This is a genomic window from Geodermatophilus sp. CPCC 205761 (assembly GCF_051383655.1).
Classification (GTDB): domain Bacteria; phylum Actinomycetota; class Actinomycetes; order Mycobacteriales; family Geodermatophilaceae; genus Geodermatophilus.
The window spans coordinates 12,516-35,021 of the sequence record NZ_JALPKQ010000025.1; the positions used below are offsets into that span (position 1 = coordinate 12,516).

A 22,506-nucleotide genomic window follows, 5' to 3' on the forward strand; every position below is an offset into this window, starting at 1 on the left:
CTCATCGGTGCGCGGGGCAGAGGTCTCGCTCGCACTGGCGCGCGGCTGGTGAGCGGTTCCGGGCGGGCTGGCTAGGCTCCACCCGTGCCCAGCATCGACGCCGTAGGCGCGCGGGAGATCCTCGACTCGCGCGGAAACCCCACCGTGGAGGTCGAGGTCGCCCTCGACGACGGGACGATCGCCCGCGCGGCGGTCCCCAGTGGCGCCTCGACCGGCGCCTTCGAGGCCGTGGAGCTGCGCGACGGAGGTGAGCGCTACGGCGGCAAGGGGGTGACCAAGGCCGTCGACGGCGTGCTGGACGTCATCGGCCCCGAGCTGGTGGGCTACGACGCCAGCGAGCAGCGGCTGGTCGACCAGCGGCTGATCGACCTCGACGGGACGCCGGACAAGTCCCGCCTCGGCGCCAACGCCCTCCTCGGCGTGAGCCTCGCGGTGGCCCGCGCCGCCGCCGACTCCTCCGGCCTGCCGCTGTTCCGCTACGTCGGCGGCCCGTCGGCCCACCTGCTGCCGGTCCCGATGATGAACATCGTCAACGGCGGGGCCCATGCCGACAGCAACGTCGACGTCCAGGAGTTCATGATCGCCCCGATCGGCGCGGCGACGTTCGCCGAGGCGCTGGCCATGGGCGCCGAGACCTACCACGCCCTCAAGTCGGTGCTGAAGGGCCGCGGCCTGGCCACCGGCCTGGGCGACGAGGGCGGCTTCGCCCCCGACCTGCCGAGCAACCGCGACGCCCTCGACCTGATCGCCGAGGCCGTGGAGAAGGCCGGCTACACCCTCGGCGACGACATCGGGCTGGCGCTCGACGTCGCGGCCACCGAGTTCCACACCGACGGCGGCTACGACTTCGAGGGGCAGCGCCGCCCGGCGGAGTTCCTCATCGACTACTACCGCGAGCTGGTCGACTCGTACCCGATCGTCTCGATCGAGGACCCGCTGTCCGAGGACGACTGGGACGGCTGGATCGCGCTGACCTCGGCGATCGGCGAGCGCGTCCAGCTGGTCGGCGACGACCTGTTCGTCACCAACCCGGCCCGGCTCGCCGACGGCATCTCCCGCAAGGCCGCCAACGCGCTGCTGGTGAAGGTCAACCAGATCGGCACGCTCACCGAGACCCTGGACGCGGTGAACCTGGCCCACCGCAGTGGCTACCGCTGCATGATGAGCCACCGCTCGGGCGAGACCGAGGACACCACGATCGCCGACCTGGCCGTGGCCACCGACTGCGGGCAGATCAAGACCGGTGCGCCCGCGCGCAGCGAGCGTGTGGCGAAGTACAACCAGCTGCTGCGCATCGAGGAGGAGCTCGACGACGCCGCCCGCTACGCGGGTGCGGGTGCGTTCCCGCGGCTGACCGACCGATGAGCTCCTCCGCCCGATGAGCGCGGCGCGCGGTCGCCGCGGCGGGGCGGGCGCCGTCCCTCCCGCCCGGCGGCGCACCACCGGGCGGCCGCTCACGAACGCGGCGTCCCGACCGGTACCGGCCGGCTCCCGCTCCGGTGCGGGCAGCCGGCCGGAGCCCCGGCGGTCGAAGCGGCGCACCGCGCGCCCGGCGCCGTCCGGCGGCGCGCCGCGCCGCCCGCTGTTCACCGGCCGGGCGGTGGTCCTGGTCGGGCTGGTGCTGCTGCTCGCCCTGACCCTCGCCGGGCCGATAAGGCAGTACCTCGCCGGCCGCGCCGAGCTGACCGCCCTCGCCGCCGAGGGCACCGCGCTCGACCAGCGGATCGAGGACCTCCAGGAGGAGCTGGAGCGCCAGGACGACCCGGCGTTCACCGCCCGGGAGGCCCGCGAACGGCTGACCTACGTGCTGCCCGGTGACCGGCTGCTCGTCGTCGTCGACGGAGCGGCGGTCGAGGGCGACGCCGGCACCGTCCCCGAGCCGGAGGACGGCGAGCTGCCCTGGTACGAGGCGCTGCTGCAGTCGGTCGCCGATGCCGACGGCGACGAGGAGCCGAGCGAGTGAAGGAACCGGTGACCCCGGTGGAGCGGGAGATCGTGTCCCGTCAGCTGGGCCGGCCGCCGCGTGCCGTCCGCGCCGTGGCGCACCGCTGTCCCTGCGGCCAGCCGGACGTCGTCGAGACCGCCCCGCGGCTGGAGGACGGCACGCCGTTCCCCACGCTGTACTACCTGACCTGCCCGCGCGCCTCGGCCGCCGCCAGCCGGCTGGAGTCGGCCGGCCGGATGCGCGAGTGGCAGCACGAGCTCGGCACCGACCCCCAGCTGGCCGCCCGGTACCGGGCCGCGCACGAGGCCTACCTCGCCGAGCGCGACGCCCTCGACGTGCTGCCCACCCGCCACACCGCCGGGGGCATGCCCGACCGGGTCAAGTGCCTGCACGCGCTGGCCGGGCACGCGCTCGCCGCCGGCCCCGGCGTCAACCCGATCGGCGACCGCGCGGTCGCCGAGATGGGGCAGTGGTGGGCGAACGGCCCCTGCGCCCGGCCCGAACCCGAGGAGAGCGCGTGACCCGCGTCGCGGCGATCGACTGCGGCACCAACTCCATCCGCCTGCTGGTCGCCGACGTGCCCGTCCAGGGACCGCACACCGACCTGCTGCGCCGGATGGAGGTCGTCCGGCTGGGCCAGGGCGTCGATGCCACCGGCCGGCTGGCACCCGAGGCGATCGAACGGACCCGGGTCGTGCTGGCCGAGTACGCCGCCCGGGCGCGGGAGCTCGGCGCCACCGACGTGCGCATGGTCGCGACCAGCGCCAGCCGGGACGCCGCCAACCGCACCGACTTCGAGGACATGGTGGTGGCGACGCTCGGGCAGCTGCCCGACGTGGTCGCCGGCGACGAGGAGGCGCGGCTGTCCTACCTCGGGGCCACCGCCTCGCTCGACGCCGCGGTCGCCGCGCACGGACAGCCCGCGCCGCACCCGCCGTACCTCGTCGTGGACATCGGCGGCGGCTCGACCGAGTTCGTCCTCGGCGACTCCGCAGGCGTGCGCGCCGCCCGGTCGGTCGACGTCGGCTGCGTCCGGCTCACCGAGCGGCACCTGCACGGCGACCCGCCCACCGCCGACGAGATCCAGCGCGCCGAGGCCGACATCCGCGCCGCCCTCGCCGAGGTCGAGACCGCGGTCCCGGTGCACGAGGCGGCCACGCTGGTCGGGCTGGCCGGCTCGGTCACCACCGTCGCCGCGCTCGCGCTCGGCCTGCCCGCCTACGACGCGGTGGTCATCCACGGCTCGCGCATCCCGGTGGCCGGCGTCCGGTCGGTGACCGCCGGCCTGCTCACCGCCACCCGGCAGCGGCGGGCCGCGGAGCCGGTGATGCACCCGGGGCGGGTCGACGTCATCGGCGCCGGCTCGCTCATCCTGCGGGTGATCATGGACGCGTTCGCCCTCGACGACGTCGTCGTCAGCGAGCACGACATCCTCGACGGCATCGCCCTCGGACTGGCCGGGCGCTGAGTCAGGGGCTGGGGCTGTCGGTGTTCAGCCCGGGCGGGAGCTTCCCCGTCAGCGACTGGTAGGTCGCGGCGGCACCGCGGGCGGCGGCGAGCCGGCCGGCCGCCACGGCGACCCCCGACACCGCGGCCCACGCCAGCGCCTCGCCCCAGCCGACCCCCGGCGCGGCCGGGTTCTTGGGCGGGGCGGAACCGCGCGCCGCGTACCAGCTCGCGTCGGCGAGCTTCCGGACGGCGATCCCCGTGCCGGCCGCCATGCCCGTGCCGAGCAGCTTGAAGGTCAGCGGTGCCTTCTGCTTCTTCTTCCTGGCCACGGCGGCGATCATGCCGCCCCGGGCGCCCCTCGTGTCGGCCCGGGTGGTCCACTTCCCCCGTGGCGACCGACCCGGCCGGCTTCCCGGTCACCCGCAGCCCGGCCGGCGTCGTCCGCTCCGCGCGGGGTGCCCGCGACCTCGCCGTCCTCGACACCCGGGTCTCCGGCTGCCGCGCCTGCCCGCGGCTGGTCGCCTGGCGCGAGGAGGTGGCCCGGGTGAAGCGCGCCTCCTTCCGCGATCAGGACTACTGGGGCCGCCCGGTGCCCGGGCTGGGGCCGGCCGACGCCCGGATCGCGGTCGTCGGGCTGGCGCCGGCGGCGCACGGCGGGAACCGCACCGGCCGGGTCTTCACCGGCGACCGCAGCGGCGACTGGATCTTCGCCGCGCTGTGGCGGGCCGGGCTGGCCAACCAGCCGACGTCCACGCACATCGGGGACGGGCTGGAGCTGACCGGCGTCCGGGTCGCCGCGGCGGTGCGCTGCGCCCCGCCCGCCAACGCCCCGACACCCGAGGAGCGCGACACCTGCTCACCGTGGCTGGCCCGGGAGCTGGAGCTGCTGCCGCGGCTGCGGGTGGTCGTCGTCCTCGGCGGCTTCGGCTGGACGGCGCTGTGGCCGGTGCTCGCCCAGGCCGGCTACCGGCTGCCGAGGCCGCGTCCGGCGTTCGGGCACGGCGTGGAGGTGCGGCTCGAGGGCCCGCGTGGGCCGCTCACCCTGCTCGGCAGCTACCACGTCAGCCAGCAGAACACCTTCACCGGCAAGCTCACCGAACCGATGCTGGACGCCGTCCTGTCCCGGGCCACCCAGGTCGCCGCCACGGTGTCGGCGACCGGGCCGCACCCCTAGGCTCGCCCCATGGCGCAGCGACCCGTGGTCCTGGTCGTGGGCGGCGGCTACGTCGGCCTCTACACCGCCCTCCGGCTGCAGAAGAAGCTGTCGCGGGGCCGGGCGGAGATCGTCGTCGTCGACCCGCAGCCGCACATGACCTACCAGCCCTTCCTGCCCGAAGCGGCGGCCGGCTCGGTGGAGCCGCGGCACGTGGTGGTGCCGCTGCGCCGGACGCTGCCGCGCTGCCGGGTGGTCACCGGCGCGGTCACCGGGCTCACCCACGCCGAGAAGCGGGCCCGCATCGCCCCCATCGAGGGCGAGCCGTTCGACCTGACCTACGACGTGCTGGTCATGGCCGCGGGCTCGGTGGCGCGCACGCTGCCGATCCCCGGGCTGGCCGAGCACGGCATCGGGTTCAAGAACGTCGGCGAGGCCATCTACCTGCGCAACCACGTGCTCGCCCGGCTGGACGCGGCCAGCTCCACCGACGACCCGTCGGTCCGCCGCCGCGCGCTGACCTTCACCTTCGTCGGCGGGGGCTACGCGGGGGTCGAGGCCTTCGCCGAGCTCGAGGACATGGCCCGTTACGCCGTCAGCCACTACTACCCGCGGCTCTCGCCGAACGACATGCGCTGGGTGCTGGTCGAGGCGATGGGGCGGATCCTGCCCGAGGTCGACCTGGACATGGCCGCGTGGACGGTCAAGCAGCTCACCGCGCGGGGCATGGACGTGCGGCTGAACACCCGCCTGGAGTCGATCTCCGACTCCTGCACCGTCCGCCTCTCCGACGGGGAGGAGTTCGCCAGCGACACCCTCGTCTGGACGGCGGGCACCAAGCCGAACCCGATGCTGGCCTCCACCGACCTGCCGCTCGACGAGCGCGGCCGGGTGGTCTGCGAGCCGACCCTGCAGGTGGCGGGGATGCCGGACGCCTGGTCGGCCGGCGACCTCGCCTCCGTCCCCGACCTCACCAAGAGCGAGCCCGGCGCCACCACGGCGCCCAACGCGCAGCACGCCGTCCGGCAGGCCAAGCGGCTCGCCGACAACGTCGTGGCGGTGCTCAGCGGCGGGCAGCCCCAGCCCTACCGGCACAGCTACGCCGGGTCGGTGGCCAGCCTCGGCCTGCACAAGGGCGTGGCGCAGGTCTACGGCGTGAAGCTCAAGGGCTGGCCGGCCTGGTTCATGCACCGCAGCTACCACGTCAGCCGGGTGCCGACCTTCAACCGCAAGGCGCGGGTGGTCGCCGACTGGACCCTCGCCGCGGTGTTCCGCCGGGAGGTCATCTCGCTGGGCCAGCTCCAGGACCCGCGCCGCGAGTTCGTCGCGGCGGCCAACACCGGCCGCGCCGGCCAGCTGCCCCCGCCGGCGGTCGACCCGGCCCGGCCGGGGAGCGCCCAGGCCAGCTGAGGACACGGCGTGGTGCGCTCGTGCCGCGGCGCTAGCGTTCCGGGCGGCCCCCGTAGCCCAACTGGCAGAGGCAGGCCCCTTAAAAGGGTCCCAGTGTCGGTTCGAACCCGACCGGGGGCACCGTCAGTTGCTAGCCGTTGGTCCGGCGAAATGCTGACGTGTCCCCATCGCCGATGCGCAACTCGGTGGCGAGGACCGCCGCCTGGGTGCGGTTGGCCAGCTGCAACTTCGCCAGCAGGGCGGTGACGTAGTTCTTCACCGTCTTGACCTCCAGGCGGAGACGCTCGGCGATCTCGCGGTTGCTGATGCCCTCGCCGAGCAGCTGCAGCAACTGGCCCTCCCGGTCGGTGAGCAGCGTCAACCGGTCCCGGTGGTGACCGTTGGAGCTGGGCTCGGGCAGCGGGCTCGTCGCCGCGACGAACAGGGTGTGGCCGGCGGCCACCCGGCGCACCGCGGCCACGAGCTCCGCGCCAAGCACGTCCTTGACGAGGTAGCCGGACGCGCCCGCCCGGATGGCGGCGGACACCGCCTCGGGGCTGACGTCCTGACCCAGCACCAGGCAGCGCAGCCCGGGCAGCACCAGGCCCAGGTCCGCGCACAGCTGCGCGCCGGCTACGACCGCGACGTCCGGCCGCACGGCCAGGGCGCGTCGCCGCGCCTGGTCCACAGATTCGGCCTCGCCGACCACGCGTATCCGCGGATCGGCTGCCAGCACCGCGGCGACTCCGCGCCGGGAGACTTCGTGCGCGTCGACCAGGAAGACGCGGATCGCCGGCATGTTTGATTGCACGCTGCCCGCCTCTCCGGTGGCCCGGGAGAGAGGCGGCCGCTGTAGTTGTGGACCTTGACGTACCCCTATCCGAAGGGCGCGAACCCAGCCCGCGACCCTCCGTTGGCGCCCTGCCGTCGGTCAGCTGTGTAAGAAGTCCGGCGGAAACGTGTCAGAAGTCCGCCGAAGTCGGTGCTCCACCGCTGGTCAGGGCAACGGTTAGCACCCCACCGTCAGGAGCTGACCGCTCTCGCCTGCCCGCGGGGTCGCTGCCGACCCACCGGCGCCAGGTGCCGGCTCAGCGGGTCCGGTAGCGCGCGTAGACCAGACCGGTGTCGAAGGCGCGTTCCTCGACCAGTTCCAGATCGAGGCGGACGCCGTCGGGGAAGAACCGCTTGCCGCCACCGACCACGCTGGTCGTCACGAAGAGGTGGTACTCGTCCACCAGGCCCGCGGCGATCGCCTGGGCGGCCAGGTTCGGGCCGTCGACGGTGAGGTCGTGGTCGGCCTCGGCCTTGAGCCGGCGCACCGCGTCCGGGTCGAAGGTCCGCTCGATCCTGGTCCTCTCGCTCGACACCGAGTCCAGCGTCGTGGAGTAGACGATCTTCTCGGCGGCCTGCCAGTCCCGGGCGTACTGCACGATGTGCGGTGGCGCGTCGGGCAGGGTGTGCGCGGTCTCCCAGAAGACCATCGTCTCGTACATGCGCCGGCCGTAGAGGTACGTGCGGACCGGGCGGAAGACGTCGCCGATGAAGGTGTGCACCTCCTCGTCGTCGGCCGCGCCGGTGCCGATGTCGCCCTCCGCCGCCTCGGCGTAGCCGTCCAGCGAGGTGATCATCGAGTAGATCAGCTTGGCCATGCGTCTCCTCCGCGTACGGGTGCGGGAGTCTCTCAGCAGGTCCTGGAGGCTCTGACCGCACGCAGGCGCGGAACTCATCGATCAGCCGGCGGTGCCGCCGGGCCGACATCGGCCGAGCTGCTGATCGCGCCGTTCTCGCCGCGCAGCACCCCACCGTGCGGCTCACCCGGACGTGCCGTCGGTGAGCTCCAGCGGCCCGGACCGGAAGGGGGGAGTCACCGGCGTTCCCTGGTTCTCCACGACCCGGACCTCCACGACGTACTGGTCCGGGTCCTCGAACACGTCCCGGAACTCCTGGTCCTCCCGCATCACCTCGCAGCCGGACCCACCACCGTCGACCCACTGGTCGCTGATGCCCAGATACACCGCTTCAGCACCGTCGCGGGTCAGGATCCGGCTCTCGATGCTGTCCCCGTCCTGGGGGGCGTCGTTGTCCCAGACGAAGCAGATCGCGGGCACGACGTTGCGGTCCTCGAGCTCCAGCCAGGCGTGCCCGCCGTTGGTGAAGTCGGCCTCGAGGTGCCGGCCGTCGTCCGCCAGGGCCGCGGCCAGGGTCGTCGTCGCGGTGGCCGCCAGGGCCAACCCGGCGGCCGCCCCGATGACCGTCGTCCTGTTCCAGGTGCGCATGACGTCGTCTCCGTCCGGTCAGGTCACGATCACGTGGGCGGTGGCCGTGCCGGCGAGGGCGCCGGTGAGCCAGTGCCGGAACTCGTAGGTCACGGTGTGCGTCCCCGTGGTCCTCGGGGTGAGGATCAGGTCGTAGCGCTCGGCCGTGGTCGTCGTGAGCACGTTGCCCGGCAGCGGCGTCGGCGCGGGGAGCAGCTCGCCGTCGGACATGTGCGCGACCGGCTCCAGGGCGGCCGGGAACCGGACGACGTTGACGAAGTACGCGCCGGTCAGGTGCCGCAGGAGAACCCGCTGGCCGACCCGGGCCCGCACCGTCGTCTTCGCGCTGTTCCGCGACCGCCGGGCGTCGACGCCGTTGATCGTGAAGTAGCGCGGACGGAAGCGGTTGAGCCGGGTGCGGTCGGCGATCGCGTTCTCCTCGCCGGAGGCGTGGTTGTAGTCGCGCCAGGACGGGTCGATGTCGTAGGTCGCCCACATCGCCTCGACGTCGTACTGCGGGCCGCCGACGTACAACGTCCCGGGCCCGGTCGGCGGGTCGATCACCAGGTAGCCGAACATGCCCATCTGCACGTGCAGCGGGGCGTTGCGGTGGCAGTGGTAGAAGAACGTGCCGGCCCGCGCGGCCCGCCACTGGTAGGTGTAGTCGCCGCTGACGGTGAACGACGTGTCCGGGACCCCGTCGTTGTAGGTGGACGGCTCGATGCCGTGGTGGTGGATCGTGTGCCGGTTGATCGACGGCTCGATCGTCACGTGGACCACCTGACCCTGGCGGACCCGGATCGGCGTCGAGGGAAAGGGCTTGTCGTCGTCCGGGTCCTTGAACGCCCAGAACTCGACGTCCTCCCCGTCCGAGAACTCCAGCTTGTCGTTGAAGACCTTGCGCACGAAGGCCACGTCAGGCCGGACCCGCCCCGGGGTCTCGGGGCCGGCCTCCGGGTAGTTGTGCCCGAAGTGCGTGGACTGGGTGAGGTCCGCCGGGCGGTTCTGGTCGATGGGGACGAGTCCTCCGGCCATGCTGATCAGCTCCTTCCTCAGTCGAAGACGGCTTCGGAGACCATGCCGCCGGCGTAGTGGCCACCGCTGGCGGTCTCGGCCATCTCGATGTGGTCGTGGACCACGTACTTCTGGGCCCGGTCGACCACGGGGAGCGAGTCCGGCGGGGTGTTGAACGGGAACAGCACGTCCACGACGGTGCCCGGGGGGACGCGCACCGTGTCCTTGTTGGCGCCGACGATCCACGGTGTATCCGGGTGGCTGAGCACCCAGATGTGGTTGCCGTGGAAGTGCACCGACCGCGGCGCCCGGCCGGTGTTGATCATGCGGACGAGCGTGGCGTCCCCGGGCGTGAGCAGTGACCCCGCCCGGCCCTCGAGGAACGTGGCGGGGTCCTCGACCGCCAACATCCCGCTGATCCCGTTGATGAGGAAGTACTCGGGTTCGGGGTCGCTGGGGAGAGCGACCCGCCCGCCGGCGAGATCCCGGGCGGTGGCCGGGTTCAGCTCGGCGAACAGCCAGGTGCGCTCCTGGACGATCTCGGTCGGGATCGCCGCCTGCTGGTTGCCGAACAGCGGCTGGCGGCGCGCCCGGCCCAGGAAGCCGGGGAAGTTGGCCTCGATGGACCTCGGGTCCTCCCGGGACCGGACGACGAGGGCTCCGGTGGTCCCCAGCGCCCGGCCGGTGTCGGCGCTGCCGTCGATCGTGCCGACGTAGGAGAACGTGCCCGGCCGGGACGGTGCGCTGAACGAGACGGTGCGGCTGGTCCCCGGTGGGACGGGAGCGGGGTCGACGCCGGGGACGCCGGGAACGGCGAGCCCGACCTGGCGCGTGGTGCCGTTGGTGATCGTCACGTTCACCGTGTCGCCGGTCTGAACCTCGAGCCGGCCGCCGGGGATCTCGGCCCGCTGCGCGGTGCTGCCGAAGCCGAGGACCGGGACGATCAGGCCGTCGATCATGATGCGCTCGCCGTTCAGCGCGTGGAGCTGGGCGTTGACGACGTCGGCGGCGGCTCGCTCGGCCGACGCGAGCAGGCCGGCGCTCGCCAGGAGTGTGGTCGCCGCCGCTCCGAAGCCGTACCGGAGCACCGTGCGGCGGGGGAGCGGGGTGTCTGCGAGGTCCATGAGGGGCTCCGGGGCTGGGAGTCGGCTGCCTGGCGAGGTGCTGGACTGCTCGCAGCGACGATCCGCGCCCATCCGTTTCGGAACCAATCCGAACGAGGGGGTGTCCCTGTCCCCCATTCGGGGGAACGGGCCGCCGCACGCTCCGACCCCGAGGGGTGACCCGCCGTGGGGAGCCGGAACGCAACCGCCCACTCAGGCGTTGACCGGCACGAGTGGGGTGCAGGACCGTAGACCCCACGACCGCCTGTCACCTCGAGGAGATGACGATGCCCAGCCACAACCCGGTCTTCGGCCGGGGCTTCGCGAACGCGGGCGCCGGCAACAGCCAGCAGCCCACCCAGTGGGGCGGCGCTCCGCAGTACGGCGCCCCGCAGTACGGGGCGCCCCAGTACGGCGCTCCGCAGTACGGCGCCCCGACGCAGGACCCGTACGCCGCGCCGTCGCCGTACGCCCGTTCGCCGTACGCGCCGCCGACCACCCGCTACATGACGATGGACGACGTCGTCCAGAAGACGGGCCTGTCCTTCCTCGTCACCGTCCTGGCCGCCGCCGCCGTCTGGGCGATGCCCGGGCAGGCCGCCTGGGGCCTGGCGCTGCCGGCCGTGCTCGTCGCGTTCGTCCTCGGCCTGGTGATCGCGTTCAAGCAGATCGCCAACCCGGCCGCCACGCTGGCCTACGGCGCGCTCTACGGCGTCGCCCTCGGCGCGATCAGCGAGGCGTTCAACGCCATCTACCCGGGCATCGTCGTCCAGGCGCTGATCGGCACCTTCGGTGTCTTCTTCGGCATGCTGGTCGTCTACAAGACCGGCGCCATCCGGGTCACGCCGAAGCTGACCCGCTGGATCGTCGGCGCGATGTTCGGTGTCCTGGCGTTGGTCCTGGTCAACCTGATCGCGAGCTTCTTCACCCCCGGCGGCCTCGGCCTGCGCGACGGCGGCCCGCTGGCCATCGTCTTCAGCCTCGTCGTCATCGGTGTCGCGGCCTTCTCGCTGCTGCTCGACTTCGACATGGCCGACGAGGCGATCCGCCGCGGCGCTCCGGCGAAGTTCGCCTGGTACGTCGCCTTCGGTCTGCTCGTGACCGTCGTCTGGCTGTACCTGGAGATCCTGCGGCTGCTGTCCTACCTCCAGGACAACTGACCCACAGCCGCATCGCGGGTGACGACGGGAGCCCGCCCTCCGAACGGAGGGCGGGCTCTCGCCTCTCCGGCGGGTGGATCGACTCGGGGCTCCCCGGGACCTCCTCAGGGGCTCAGTCGCGAGCGGGGATCGGGCCGTTCGGACCCAGCGGGTCGGCGGCCATCACCAGCGCCGCGGCCAGCACGGTGCTCACCGGTCCCCACAGCACGAGGCCGGCCGGGGACAGCCAGCCGAGCGCGGCCGGTCCGGCCAGCACGGCCGCCGGCGCACCGGTGACCACGAGTACGGCGCCGGTCCGCCAGCCGCGGCGGCACAGCCAGGCCGCGCCGCCGAGCGCCCATCCGACGGCGACGGCACCGGCGACCGGCCAGGCGTCCCCGGCGAACGCCTGCCACCCGAGCTCGAGGGCGATCACGGCGGCCAGCAGCGGCAGCAGCGTGACGGCCAGGCCGGCGAGGAACCGGGCCGCAGTGACGTCGGCACCCGCGGCGGGGGCGGTGGTGGGGGACAGGCTGGTGGTGGACACGGGTGCCTCCTTCGGCGGGCCGGACTCCGGTGAGCCGACCCTGTCGACGCGGCGGTGTGGTCACGCCGGGAGAACCGCCGGGGTCGCCGGCTCGGGGCGCTGCCCGTGTGCCGCGTCGTCGGCCATGCGGTCGGAGAGAGCGGCGGCGTCCGCGCCGACGAAGCCGAGCAGTGCCGAGCCGCGGCAGGTCTGCCAGGGCAGGCCGAGGACGTACAGCCCGGGCACGTCGGTGACCCCGGCGGTGTGGCGGACCTGGCCGTCGACGACGACGCCGGGCACGTGCAGCCAGGAGTGGTCGGGCCGGTAGCCGGTCGCCCACACGACCGCGTCGACGTCGACCGCCGTGCCGTCGGCGAAGCGGGCCGTGCGGCCGGCGAGGTCGGTCAGCCGCGGCCGGAAGTCGATGCCGCGGCGGCGCAGTTCGCGGCTGCGGGTGCCGATGACCAGGTCACCCCGGGCGCGCAACCGGCGGGCGATGCGGGTGTGCGCGGGCACGGTGAAGAAGCCCACCGCCGACAGCCAGGAGAACAGGTCGCGGCCGGCGATGCGCTGGGGCAGCTCGGTCGGCCGGGTGCCAACCGCGACCGTGACCGCCTGGGTGGCGCCCAGTTCGGCGGCGATCTGCAGGCCGGAGTTGGCCGCGCCGACGACGAGCACCCGGCCGGCGCCGGGCAGCTGGGTGGGGTTGCGGTACCCGGCGCTGTGCAGCTGCGGCACCAGCGGGTCCAGCCGGTCGGCGAGGGCGGGGACGTGCGGGGTCTGGAACGGGCCGGTGGCGACGACGACCTGCCGGGCGCGCAGCGTCCCGGCCGGGGTGGCGGCCGCGAAGGTGCCGTCGGCGTCGCGGTGCAGCCGCAGCACCGGGGAGTTCAGCCGCACCGGCAGTGCGAAGTGCGCGGCGTACTGCGCGAGGTAGTCGGCGACGTCGTCCTTGCCCGGGTGGGTGTCGGCCGGGGCGGGGAACGGCAGGCCGGGCAGCGAGTCGTACTGGGCGGGGCTGAACAGCCGCAGGGAGTCCCAGCGGGACCGCCAGCTGGAGCCGATCTCCGGGCCGGCGTCGAGCAGCAGGAAGTCCGCTCCACGCGCGGCGAGGTGGTGGCCGAGGGCGAGGCCGGCCTGGCCGGCGCCGACGACGAGCACGTCGAGGAGCTGGTCGGTGACGGGGATGGGCACGGTGTCTCCAGACATGAGCGGGGTGACGGCGGTGGCCTGGGCGGTTACGGGAGGCCGACGGTGAGCAGCGCGGTTGCGAGGACGAGGTCGGCGACCAGGCAGGTCTCGGCGTACCAGCGGGGCACGACCCGGCCGATGCGGTGGTGGACGACGTCCCAGGTCGCGTGGGCCAGCCAGCCGGCGGCGAGCACGTAGCGGGCGGCGGCCGGGTCGACGGCGACCGCGGCGATCGCCACCGCGCCGAAGCCGAGCACGGCCGCGGTCTGCGCGGTGAGCAGCCGCCGGTCGGCGAGGTCGCCGCGGGCGGTGCCCCACGTCAGGTAGATCACGGCGGCGAGCAGCACGCACCAGGCGCTGATCCAGGCCTGCGCGGCCTCGGGCAGCCGTGCGACCAGCACGAGGCTGTTGACGGCGGCGACGGCGCCGAGCGCGGTCGGCCAGCGGTGGGTGAGTGCGCCGCGCAGGCCGCCGCCCCGGCGGATCGCGGACACCGGTGCCGCAGCGGTGGTGGGCGTCATCGGAGGCTCCTCGGTCCGGGCTGGGATCTGGCTCGGGACGCTAGGAGCGGGCCGGCGGCGTCACGCCGGGAAAACCGCCAGGTTCGGCACGCGGACGTGCCCGGTCAGTCGAGCGGGTGGGCGGCCAGCTCGGTGCGGCTGGACAGGCCGAGCTTCGCGAACACGTTCCGCAGGTGGAAGTCGACGGTGCGGGGGCTGACGTAGAGCTGCGCGGCGACGTCGCGGTTGGCCAGCCCCTGCCGCACCAGGCGAGCCACGTGCACCTCCTGCGGGGTGAGGTCCACCACGGTGGAGACGTCGCGGCGGCGGGCGGTCTCCCCGGACGCCCGCAGCTCCTGGCGGGCACGCTCGGCCCACGCGCGCGCGCCGAGGTCGTCGAACGTCTCCACGGCGGCGCGCAGGTGGGGCCGTGCGTCGACCCGCCGGCGGCCGCGGCGCAGCGCGGCGCCGTAGGCCAGCTGGGTGCGCGCCCGGTCGAACCGGCGCTCGGTCCTGGCGTGCGCGGCCAGGGCCAGCTCGAAGTGGGAACGAGCCTCGGGGCCGGCGCTGAGCATCGCGCGGCCGTGCTCGACCGAGGCCTGCGCCCAGGCCGAGCCGGTGGCATCGGCGAAGGTGGCGAGCTCGTCCACCCAGGCGCCGGCCAGGTCGGCCCGCCCCGCGCGCACCGCGGCCTCGATGCGCTCGATCGCGGCCAGGCGGCGGGTGATGGGATGACGGAGCTGCTCGAGCTGGTGCAGCGCGGCGCCGGCATCGGCGCCGACCTGCACGCCGCGGGCCCAGCGCAGCACGTCGGGCACCACCTCGGCCAGGATCCCCAGGGAGTGGTCGGCGCAGATCTGCTCGGTGTCGGCGAGGTGCTGCTCGACGTCCTCGTCGCCGCGCAGCGCGGCGAGCAGCGCCAGCCAGGCCGTCGGCAGCGCCGCCAGGCCCCGCTGCCCGGACTGCTCGGCCAGCAGCAACGCCTCGGTGGCGGCGGCGCGGGCCGCGGTCCACCGCCCGGTGGCCAGCTCCGGAAGACCGAGCCGGGTCAGGGAGTACAGGGTCATCACCACCGCGCCGGTGCTGCGGGCCCGGGTCAGCAGCTGCTCGTGGTAGCGCCGGGTCAGGGTGTCGTCGCCGAGGTACATCGCGGCGATGCCCAGGTTGGGCAGCAGGTCGGCGTCCTCCTCGGCGAGGCTCTCGGCCGCTGTGAAGGCCGCCTGCAGCGGCGGCATCGCCGCCGCCCAGTCGCCTGCGACCGCCGCGGCGAGGCCGGACAGCAGATCGGAGAAGCAGCGGGCACGCGCCGGCGCCTCGGGCCCGGGCACCGGCACCAGCGCGGTGAGGTCGACGGTGCTGCCGGAACCCGCGCCGAAGGCGGCGAGCGCGGCGGCGAACATGGCCATCTCCCGGGCCCGCTGGGCATCGTGCGGGGCGACCTCGGCGGCGGCCGCGAGCACCATGCGGTGCCCGGTGTGGAACGACCCGACGTTCCACTCGATGCGGGCCCGCAGGCGCCGGATGTCGGCGCGCAGCAGCGGATCGCGGACCTGGGTGGCCGCAGCGTCGGCCAGCGCCCGGGCCCGGGCAGGCTGCGCGGCCAACCACGCCGAGCGGGCGGCCGCGTAGAGACGCCCGGCCTGGGCCTCCCCGGCCGGGGACAGCTCGGCGGCGCGCTCCCAGGCGGACGCGGCGGCTTCCAGGCCGCCGCGGGCCCGGGCGCGGTCCGCGGCGGCGTCGAGCTCGGCGACGACCGCCGTGTCCGGCTCCTCCACGGAGGCGGCCAGGTGCCAGGCGCGCCGATCGGCTTCACCCGGACCCGTGAGGACGGCGGCGAGCGCCCGGTGCGCCCGACGGCGCTCGGTGCTGGTCGCGGCCCCGTACACCGCGGAGCGCACCAGCGGATGGCGCAGGTCGACCTCGGCGCCGTGGACCCGCAGCAGGCCGGAGCGTTCGGCCTCGAGCAGCGCGTCCTCGTCCGCGCCGAGGTCCGCGGCGGCCTGCCGCACGACCCGCGTCCGGCCGGAGTCGTCGGCGGCCGCGACCAACAGCAGGGTCCGGGCCTGCTCCGACAGCCGTCGGTACCGGTCGAGGAAGGCGCGTTCCACCCCCTCGGTCAGCGGCAGGCGGGCCGGCAGCCGCTCCCGGCCGGACAGCTGCCCGGCCGTCAGGACCTCGGCGAGCTCCACCAGCGCCAGCGGGTTGCCCCCGGTGCTGGCCAGCAGCCTGTCGCGCACGTCGGCCGGGACGGGGAGGCCGGTGCGGGCGGCGAGCAGCTCGCCGGTGGCGCCGGCGTCGATGCCGCCGACCGGGAGCAGGGGGAGGCCTCCGCTGTCGAGGGTGCGCACGTCGCCGTCGCGGGCGGCGAACAGCAGGGCGACCGGCTCGACCTGCAGCCGGCGCGCGGCGAACAGCAGCGCCGCGGCGGAGGCGTCGTCGAGCCAGTGCGCGTCGTCGACGACGACCAGCACCGGGCTCTGCTCGGCGGCGTCGGCGAGCAGGCTCAGCGTGCCGAGGAACGCGAGAAACCGGTCGCCCTCCCCGGCGGCCTCGCCCAGCGCGGCGCGCAGCGCCGCTGCCTGCGGCGCCGGCAGCGCGTCGATGCGGGCGCGCAGCGGCCACAGCAGGCGCTGCAGCGCGGCGAACGGCAGCGGCGACTCCGACTCCACCCCGGAGGTGCGCAGCACCCGCATGCCGGTGGCGGCCGAGACGGCGTCGGCCAGCAGCGTCGACTTGCCCGACCCGGCCACGCCGTGGATCACCAGGGACCCGCCCGCGCCGCTGCGGGCGGCCTCGAGCAGTGCAGCGATCGCCGCGCGTTCGCGGTCCCGTCCGGCCAGCACGACGGAACCGTAACGACCGCAGCGGACGGGTCCGGGGTTCGGAGACCTGGTGGTTCTCCCGGCGTGAGTGAGCTCGGCGACGGCGAGCGTGGCAGCCGGCCCCACAGTCCCCACCTCGAGGAGGAGCCATGTCGGCCCACCCCACCGCCGCACCGGCGGCCCACGTCCAGGCGCACGGTGCGCCCCGCGCCCAGGGGCACGGTGCGCCTCACGCCCACGCCCAGGGGCACCCGGCCCACCACGCACCGGACCACCCGTCGCCGCCGGCCGCGGAGGAGCCGCGCCGCTCGTGGGCGGTCTTCGCGCTGATGATCGCCGCCCAGTTCATGGTCATCCTGGACGTGTCGGTGGTGAACGTCGCGCTGCCGTCGATCAGCGACGCCCTGCACCTGTCGGCCGCGGACCACCAGTGGACGATCAGCGCGTACGTGCTGCTCTCCGGTGGGCTGCTGTTGCTCGGCGGCCGGATCGCCGACCTGCTCGACCGGCGCCGGGCGTTCCTCGCCGGCGTCGGCCTGTTCACCGTCGCCTCGTTGGTCAGCGGCCTGGCGCAGACCCCGCTCACGCTCGTCCTGGCCCGCGCGGCGCAGGGCGCGGGTGCGGCGCTGCTCACCCCGGCCGCGCTGTCGATCATCATGACCGCCTACGCCGGGAGGCAGCGGCAGACCGCACTCGCCGCCTGGGGCACCGTCGGCAGCCTCGGCATCGCCGCCGGCGTCCTCTTCGGCGGGGCGCTGACCAGCGCGCTCGGCTGGCGGGCGGTGTTCTTCATCAACGTGCCGATCGGCATCGCCGTCGTGCTCGGCACCCTGCGGGCCGTGGCCCGCGGCGGCTCGCAGCCCCGGGCGCTGCGCCGGCTGGACCTCCCCGGCGCGCTGACCCTGGTCGGCGGTCTGCTGGCGCTGGTGTCCGGCATCGAGGCCACCCGCTCGGCCGGCTGGGCCGCACCCCGCACGTGGGCGGCGCTGGCCGCCGCAGCGGTGCTGCTCGCCACCTTCGCCCGGCTCGAGCGGCGCGCCGCCGACCCGCTGGTGCCCCCGGCGACGTGGCGGATGCGGTCGCTGGTCTCGGCCTCGGCGGTGATGGCCGGCGTGACCGGCGTGGTGGTCGGCGCGATCTTCCTGTCCTCGCTGTACCTGCAGGCCGTCGTCGGTTCCTCGCCGGTCGTCGCCGGGCTGCAGTTCCTGCCGCTGGCCGCCGCGATCACCCTGGCTGCCGCCGCCGCGTCGAAGGTGATCGGCCACCTCGGCGCCCGCACGCTGATCCTCGGCGGCCTGGTGGTCATGGCCGCCGGCGTGCTGCTGCTGGCCGCGAACGCGGGCGGTACTTCCTACACCACCGACGTGCTGCCCGGTTTCCTGCTCGTCGGCGCCGGCGTCGGCCCCATGTTCGTGGCCATCGCCGTCGCCGCGATGAGCGACGTGCCGGCCGACCGGTCCGGGCTCGCGTCCGGGCTGATGATGACCGGCCACGAGATCGGCGCCGCCCTCGGCGTCGCCGCGCTCACTGCCGTCGCCGGGGACCTGGCCACCTCCGCCGGCTTCGTCGACGGCTACGGCCGGGCCTTCGCGGTCACCGCCGGTGTCCTCGGCGCGCTGGTCGTCCTCACCCTGCTCGCCGTCCCCGGCGGCAGGCCCCCTGTGGGCGCCGCCGGCCACGGGCACGGCGCACACGGCCACTGACCGGGCCGACCCCGGCGAGCTCCCCGGCGGGAGGCACCCCCTCCGCGCCGACCCTGATCCCCGACCGATGCCGCACCGACCACCAGGAGTTCCCATGCTGTCCGCCACGCCGCGCACCTTCACCGGTGCCACCACCTTCTCCGTCGCCGGGATGACCTGCGAGCACTGCCGCCGGGCGGTCACCGCGGAGATCGCCGCCGTCGACGGCGTCGAGACCGTCACCGTCGACCTGGCCGGCGGCACCGTCACGGTCACCGCCACCGGTCCGGTCGACCGCGCCGACATCGCCGCCGCGGTCGACGAGGCCGGCTACCGCGTCCTGTCCTGACCACACCGGCGCCGGGAGCCCGCACCCCGCGCTCCCGCCGCCGGCGACCCCGGGACGCCCGTCCGACCCCGAGGAGCCCGACATGACCGTCCTGCCCCTGACCGACCGCCCGCGAGCTCCGATCACGGTCCGGCGGGCCTCGCCGGCCGACGCCGGCGACGTGGCCGCCATGGTCGGCGAGATCGCCGCCCACGAGGACCAGACCGCGCACGTCCACGTCGACGTCGAGCAGTGGCGGACGTTGCTCGCCCGGCCCGAGGTGACCGTGCTGCTCGCCGAGCGCGGCCGTGCGCCCGTCGGCTACGTCTCCGCGGTCCGCCAGCTGCACCTGTGGAGCGGCGGGGACGTCCTCGCCCTCGACGACCTCTACGTCCGCCCCGGGCACCGGGACGCCGGTGTCGGCCGCGCGCTCATGGCCGCCCTCGCCGCCGTTGCCGCGCCGGAGCAGATGCTCATCCGCTGGGGCATGGAGGTCGAGAACGTCGACGCCCAGCGGTTCTACCGCCGCCTCGGCGCGACCCTCCGGCACAAGGTCACGGCCGCCTGGACACCGGCCGCCTACGCGGCCGCGCAGGTCTGACACGGATCCCGGCGGTTTCCCCGGTCCGAGCCGGGAGGCCGCCGCCGAGCATCGGTTCCAGCCCACCGCCCCTGCGACCAGGAGCTCCGCAATGACGACGACCGCGCCGCTTCCCGCCACGACCGAGGCCACCGCCGCGTGCACGCTCGAGATCGGCGGCATGACCTGCGCCTCCTGCGTGGGCCGGGTGGAGAAGGCCCTCGCCCGCGTCGACGGCGTCACCGCCGCCGAGGTCAACCTGGCCACCGAGGTGGCCACCGTCCGGTTCGACCCGGCCCGCGCCGGGCTCGGCGAGCTGACCGCCGCGGTCGCCCGGGCCGGCTACACCGCCACCCCCCGCCGCGAGGCGCAGCCGGTAGCCGCGCCGGCCGGAGCCGGGCCGGAGGACGGCGACGGGGACCGGCACCTGGCCGCGCTGAAGCGGAAGTGGCAGGTCACCCTCGCCGTCGGCCTCGGGTTGATGGCCCTGATGTACGTGCCGCTGTACCTGGACACGATGGACTGGCTGATGCCGGCGATCCTCGTGGTCGCCACCGTCGTCCAGTTCTGGGCCGGAGGCGAGGTCTACCGCGCCGCGTGGACCGCGGCCCGGCACCGGTCGACGAACATGAACACCCTGGTCGCGCTGGGCACCGGCGTCGCGTACGCGTACAGCGCCTTCGTCACGCTGTGGCCGGCCGCGGCCGAGCGCCTCGGGCTGCCGCTGCACGTCTACTTCGAGACCTCGCTGGTCATCCTGGCGCTGGTGCTGGCCGGCCGGTGGATGGAGGGCCGGGCGAAGAAGCGCACCGCCGCGGCGATCACCGCGCTCGTGGGTCTGGCTCCGAGGACGGCGCGGGTGCTGCGCGACGGCGCCGAGGTCGACGTCCCGGTCGAGCAGGTCGTCGTCGGCGACCTGGTGCGGGTGCGGCCCGGGGAGAAGGTGCCGGTCGACGGCGTGGTCACCGACGGCGCGACCGCGGTCGACGAGAGCATGCTGACCGGCGAGAGCCTGCCGGTCGACAAGGCCGTGGGGGACACCGTCATCGGGGCGACGCTCAACCGCACCGGCACGGTGGTGCTGCGGGCGACGGCGGTCGGCGAGGACACCGCGCTGGCGCAGATCGTCCGGCTGGTCGAGGACGCGCAGGGCGCCAAGGTGCCGATGCAGCGGCTCGCCGACCGGGTCTCGGCCTGGTTCGTGCCGGTCGTGCTGCTGCTGGCCGCGGCCACGTTCGTGGCGTGGGCGCTGTTCGGGCCGGACACCGGCCGGCTGACCATGGCGATCACGACGACGATCGCGGTGCTGATCATCGCCTGCCCGTGCGCGCTGGGGCTGGCGACCCCGACCGCGGTCATGGTCGGCACCGGCCGCGCCGCCGAGCTCGGCATCCTCATCGGCAACGGGGACGCGCTGGAGACCGCCCGCGGGGTCACCGCCGTCGTGCTCGACAAGACCGGAACGATCACCCGCGGCAGGCCGGCCCTCACGTCGGTCACCACGACCGGCGGCTGGACCCAGGACGACGTCCTGGCCCTGGTCGCAGCCGCCGAGGCGGGCAGCGAGCACCCGGTCGGTGAGGCGATCGTGGCGGCCGCGGCCGACCGCGGGCTGCGGGTGCCGGCGCTGGGCTCCTTCGCGGCCGTCCCCGGCCACGGCATCGACGCCGCCGTCGGCGACCGGCGCGTCCTCGTCGGCAACCAGGCGCTGATGCGCGCCAGCGGCATCGACGTGTCCGGGCTGACCGGTGCCGCCGCGGCCGCGGCCGCGTCCGGGCAGACCCCGATGTTCGTCGCGATCGACGGCCTGCCGGCCGCCACGATCGCCGTCGCCGACACCGTCCGGCCGGAGTCCGCCGAGGCCGTCGCGCAGCTGCGGGCGCTGGGCGTGCAGGTGTGGATGCTGACCGGTGACAACGCCGCCACCGCCCGCGCCATCGCCGACCAGGTCGGGATCGAGCACGTGCTCGCCGACGTGCTGCCGGCCGACAAGGCGGCGAAGGTCCGCGAGCTGCAGCAGCAGCGGCACGTGGTCGCGATGGCCGGCGACGGCATCAACGACGCCGCCGCGCTGTCGGCCGCCGACGTCGGCATCGCCATCGGCACCGGGGCCGACGTCGCCATCGCCGCCTCCGACATCACCCTCGTCGGCGGCGACCTGCGCGGCATCGTCTCGGCCATCGCGCTCTCGCGGCGCACCGTCACCACGATGAAGCAGGGCCTGGCCTGGGCGTTCGGCTACAACCTGCTGCTGATCCCGGTCGCCGCCGGCGCGCTGTACGGATGGGACGGCCTGCTGCTGGACCCGGTGCTGGCCAGCGCGGCGATGGCGATGAGCTCGGTCAGCGTCCTGACCAACGCGCTGCGGCTGCGCCGGTTCCGCCGCCCGGCCACGGTCGCGGAGATCCTGCACCCGCCGGTGCGCGCCAGGGTCGGCCAGTACGCCTACCTCACCGGGGTCGCGGTCGTCGCCCTGGCCCTGGGCGCGGGCCTGACCGCGGTCAGCCGGATGGACGCCGCCGAGCGCGGCATGAACGGCACGCTGGCCTGGATGCAGGGCACGGGCATGCCGATGCGCCCGGCGATGAGCGAGATGATGACCGCCGAGGTGCCGCCCACCGAGGCCGCCGACGCGGGCGTCGAGGTGCGGCTGGAGCTGCCCGCGGACGTCCGCCCCGGGGAAGCGGCCCGGCTGGTCGCCACCGTGGTCGACACCGCCACCGGCGGCCCGGTCGAGGACCTCACCCGCAGCCACGAGGCGTGGATGCACCTCATCGCCACCCGCGAGGACCTCGGCACGTTCGCGCACGTCCACCCGCAGCCCACCGGGGCGCCCGGACAGCTGGCCGTCGAGCTCACCTTCCCGACCGCCGGCCGGTACGTCGTCAACACCGAGTTCCGCCGGCAGGGCGAGATGGCCGACGTCCACCAGCGGCAGGTCGTGACCGTGGCCGGCACCGCGCCGGAGCCGGTGGTCCTGGCGGCCGGTCCGCGCAGCGTGGTCGTCGACGGCGTCCGCGTCGAGCTCGGGGGCGACGCCGAGGTGGGGAGCCGCAGCGACCTGCACGTCGAGTTCACCGACGCGGAGACCGGTCGGCCGGTCGACGACCTGCAGCCCTACCTCGCCGCCGCCGGCCACGTCGTGGTCATGCGGGCCGACGGGACGACGTTCGCCCACGAGCACGCCGAGGTGGAGGACGCGTCCGGTCGCCCGGTCTTCGCCCTGCCGGGCCAGAGCTTCGGCCCCGAGCTCGACGTCCACGCCGAGTTCCCGACCGCCGGGACCTACCGGCTGTGGGCCCAGTTCCGGCTCGCCGACGGCGACGTGCTCACCGTGCCGTTCACCGTCGAGGCGGCCTGACCGCGGGACCGGCGGCCCCCGCGTGCTGCGAACGGCACGCGGGGGCCGGCCACTGACCGTTGGTCGGCC

At 75.0% G+C, this 22,506-nt stretch carries 21 protein-coding genes and 1 tRNA gene; 12 read left to right on the forward strand and 10 right to left on the reverse strand.

The window, feature by feature from the left end:
- Window positions 1-84: 84 nt before the first annotated feature.
- The 4 genes from eno to MY526_RS15895 are packed head-to-tail and all read left to right on the forward strand — an operon-like array spanning window position 85 to window position 3,413.
- Complete coding sequence (gene eno, locus MY526_RS15880; RefSeq protein WP_436695097.1) at window positions 85-1,365, forward strand: phosphopyruvate hydratase; 1,281 nt, start codon at window positions 85-87, stop codon at window positions 1,363-1,365.
- 13 nt (window positions 1,366-1,378) lie between these two features.
- On the forward strand, window positions 1,379-1,963 hold the full coding sequence (locus tag MY526_RS15885) for a septum formation initiator family protein (protein ID WP_436695099.1): 585 nt from the start codon (window positions 1,379-1,381) through the stop codon (window positions 1,961-1,963).
- Window positions 1,960-2,466 carry a DUF501 domain-containing protein gene (locus MY526_RS15890; RefSeq protein ID WP_436695101.1) on the forward strand — a complete coding sequence of 169 codons (507 nt, stop codon included), beginning with the start codon at window positions 1,960-1,962 and terminating at the stop codon, window positions 2,464-2,466. The genes MY526_RS15885 and MY526_RS15890 overlap by 4 nt, the downstream gene beginning before the upstream one ends.
- Window positions 2,463-3,413 carry a Ppx/GppA phosphatase family protein gene (locus MY526_RS15895; RefSeq protein WP_436695103.1) on the forward strand — a complete coding sequence of 317 codons (951 nt, stop codon included), beginning with the start codon at window positions 2,463-2,465 and terminating at the stop codon, window positions 3,411-3,413. Before MY526_RS15890 ends, MY526_RS15895 begins: the two co-directional genes overlap by 4 nt.
- A gap of 1 nt (window position 3,414) precedes the next feature.
- Here MY526_RS15895 and MY526_RS15900 read toward each other — a convergent pair whose 3' ends face one another.
- Window positions 3,415-3,723 (reverse strand): DUF4235 domain-containing protein, encoded by a 309-nt coding sequence (locus tag MY526_RS15900; protein WP_436695105.1) that lies wholly within the window; start codon window positions 3,721-3,723, stop codon window positions 3,415-3,417.
- A 59-nt stretch (window positions 3,724-3,782) separates the two neighbouring features.
- Between MY526_RS15900 and MY526_RS15905 the strand changes: the two genes are divergently transcribed.
- From MY526_RS15905 to MY526_RS15915, 3 genes are all read left to right on the forward strand, one after another.
- Window positions 3,783-4,568 carry a uracil-DNA glycosylase gene (locus MY526_RS15905; protein ID WP_436695107.1) on the forward strand — a complete coding sequence of 262 codons (786 nt, stop codon included), beginning with the start codon at window positions 3,783-3,785 and terminating at the stop codon, window positions 4,566-4,568.
- A 9-nt stretch (window positions 4,569-4,577) separates the two neighbouring features.
- Window positions 4,578-5,957, forward strand: a complete 1,380-nt coding sequence (locus tag MY526_RS15910; protein ID WP_436695109.1) for an NAD(P)/FAD-dependent oxidoreductase — start codon at window positions 4,578-4,580, stop codon at window positions 5,955-5,957.
- A gap of 46 nt (window positions 5,958-6,003) precedes the next feature.
- Window positions 6,004-6,077: transfer RNA gene (locus MY526_RS15915), tRNA-Leu, on the forward strand.
- 10 nt (window positions 6,078-6,087) lie between these two features.
- Here MY526_RS15915 and MY526_RS15920 read toward each other — a convergent pair.
- From MY526_RS15920 to MY526_RS15940, 5 genes are all read right to left on the reverse strand, one after another.
- Window positions 6,088-6,735 (reverse strand): LuxR C-terminal-related transcriptional regulator, encoded by a 648-nt coding sequence (locus MY526_RS15920; RefSeq protein WP_436704446.1) that lies wholly within the window; start codon window positions 6,733-6,735, stop codon window positions 6,088-6,090.
- 289 nt (window positions 6,736-7,024) lie between these two features.
- On the reverse strand, window positions 7,025-7,585 hold the full coding sequence (locus MY526_RS15925) for a dihydrofolate reductase family protein (protein WP_436695111.1): 561 nt from the start codon (window positions 7,583-7,585) through the stop codon (window positions 7,025-7,027).
- Between the two features lie 162 nt (window positions 7,586-7,747).
- On the reverse strand, window positions 7,748-8,212 hold the full coding sequence (locus MY526_RS15930) for a hypothetical protein (RefSeq protein WP_436695113.1): 465 nt from the start codon (window positions 8,210-8,212) through the stop codon (window positions 7,748-7,750).
- 18 nt (window positions 8,213-8,230) lie between these two features.
- On the reverse strand, window positions 8,231-9,226 hold the full coding sequence (locus MY526_RS15935) for a multicopper oxidase domain-containing protein (protein WP_436695115.1): 996 nt from the start codon (window positions 9,224-9,226) through the stop codon (window positions 8,231-8,233).
- Between the two features lie 17 nt (window positions 9,227-9,243).
- Complete coding sequence (locus tag MY526_RS15940) at window positions 9,244-10,329, reverse strand: multicopper oxidase domain-containing protein (protein WP_436695117.1); 1,086 nt, start codon at window positions 10,327-10,329, stop codon at window positions 9,244-9,246.
- Window positions 10,330-10,595: 266 nt separating this feature from the next.
- On the opposite strand from MY526_RS15940, the gene MY526_RS15945 reads away from it, so the two are divergent.
- Window positions 10,596-11,468 (forward strand): Bax inhibitor-1/YccA family membrane protein, encoded by an 873-nt coding sequence (locus MY526_RS15945; protein WP_436695119.1) that lies wholly within the window; start codon window positions 10,596-10,598, stop codon window positions 11,466-11,468.
- A 112-nt stretch (window positions 11,469-11,580) separates the two neighbouring features.
- Here MY526_RS15945 and MY526_RS15950 read toward each other — a convergent pair whose 3' ends face one another.
- The 4 genes from MY526_RS15950 to MY526_RS15965 all read right to left on the reverse strand — a co-directional run bounded on the left by MY526_RS15950 (window position 11,581) and on the right by MY526_RS15965 (window position 16,507).
- Window positions 11,581-11,994, reverse strand: a complete 414-nt coding sequence (locus tag MY526_RS15950) for a hypothetical protein (RefSeq protein ID WP_436704448.1) — start codon at window positions 11,992-11,994, stop codon at window positions 11,581-11,583.
- Between the two features lie 60 nt (window positions 11,995-12,054).
- Window positions 12,055-13,167 carry a flavin-containing monooxygenase gene (locus MY526_RS15955; protein WP_436695123.1) on the reverse strand — a complete coding sequence of 371 codons (1,113 nt, stop codon included), beginning with the start codon at window positions 13,165-13,167 and terminating at the stop codon, window positions 12,055-12,057.
- Window positions 13,168-13,211: 44 nt separating this feature from the next.
- Complete coding sequence (locus tag MY526_RS15960) at window positions 13,212-13,685, reverse strand: hypothetical protein (RefSeq protein ID WP_436704450.1); 474 nt, start codon at window positions 13,683-13,685, stop codon at window positions 13,212-13,214.
- Between the two features lie 104 nt (window positions 13,686-13,789).
- A complete protein-coding gene (locus MY526_RS15965) occupies window positions 13,790-16,507 on the reverse strand; it encodes an AAA family ATPase (protein WP_436695127.1) in 2,718 nt (905 codons plus the stop codon).
- 128 nt (window positions 16,508-16,635) lie between these two features.
- Here MY526_RS15965 and MY526_RS15970 point away from each other — a divergent pair, with 128 nt between their 5' ends.
- The 4 genes from MY526_RS15970 to MY526_RS15985 all read left to right on the forward strand — a co-directional run bounded on the left by MY526_RS15970 (window position 16,636) and on the right by MY526_RS15985 (window position 22,437).
- Window positions 16,636-18,189 (forward strand): MFS transporter, encoded by a 1,554-nt coding sequence (locus tag MY526_RS15970; protein WP_436695129.1) that lies wholly within the window; start codon window positions 16,636-16,638, stop codon window positions 18,187-18,189.
- A gap of 94 nt (window positions 18,190-18,283) precedes the next feature.
- Window positions 18,284-18,517 (forward strand): heavy-metal-associated domain-containing protein, encoded by a 234-nt coding sequence (locus MY526_RS15975; RefSeq protein WP_436695131.1) that lies wholly within the window; start codon window positions 18,284-18,286, stop codon window positions 18,515-18,517.
- Between the two features lie 82 nt (window positions 18,518-18,599).
- Window positions 18,600-19,097 (forward strand): N-acetyltransferase family protein, encoded by a 498-nt coding sequence (locus MY526_RS15980; RefSeq protein WP_436695133.1) that lies wholly within the window; start codon window positions 18,600-18,602, stop codon window positions 19,095-19,097.
- 91 nt (window positions 19,098-19,188) lie between these two features.
- A complete protein-coding gene (locus MY526_RS15985; protein WP_436704451.1) occupies window positions 19,189-22,437 on the forward strand; it encodes a heavy metal translocating P-type ATPase in 3,249 nt (1,082 codons plus the stop codon).
- The last annotated feature ends 69 nt before the right edge of the window (window positions 22,438-22,506 follow it).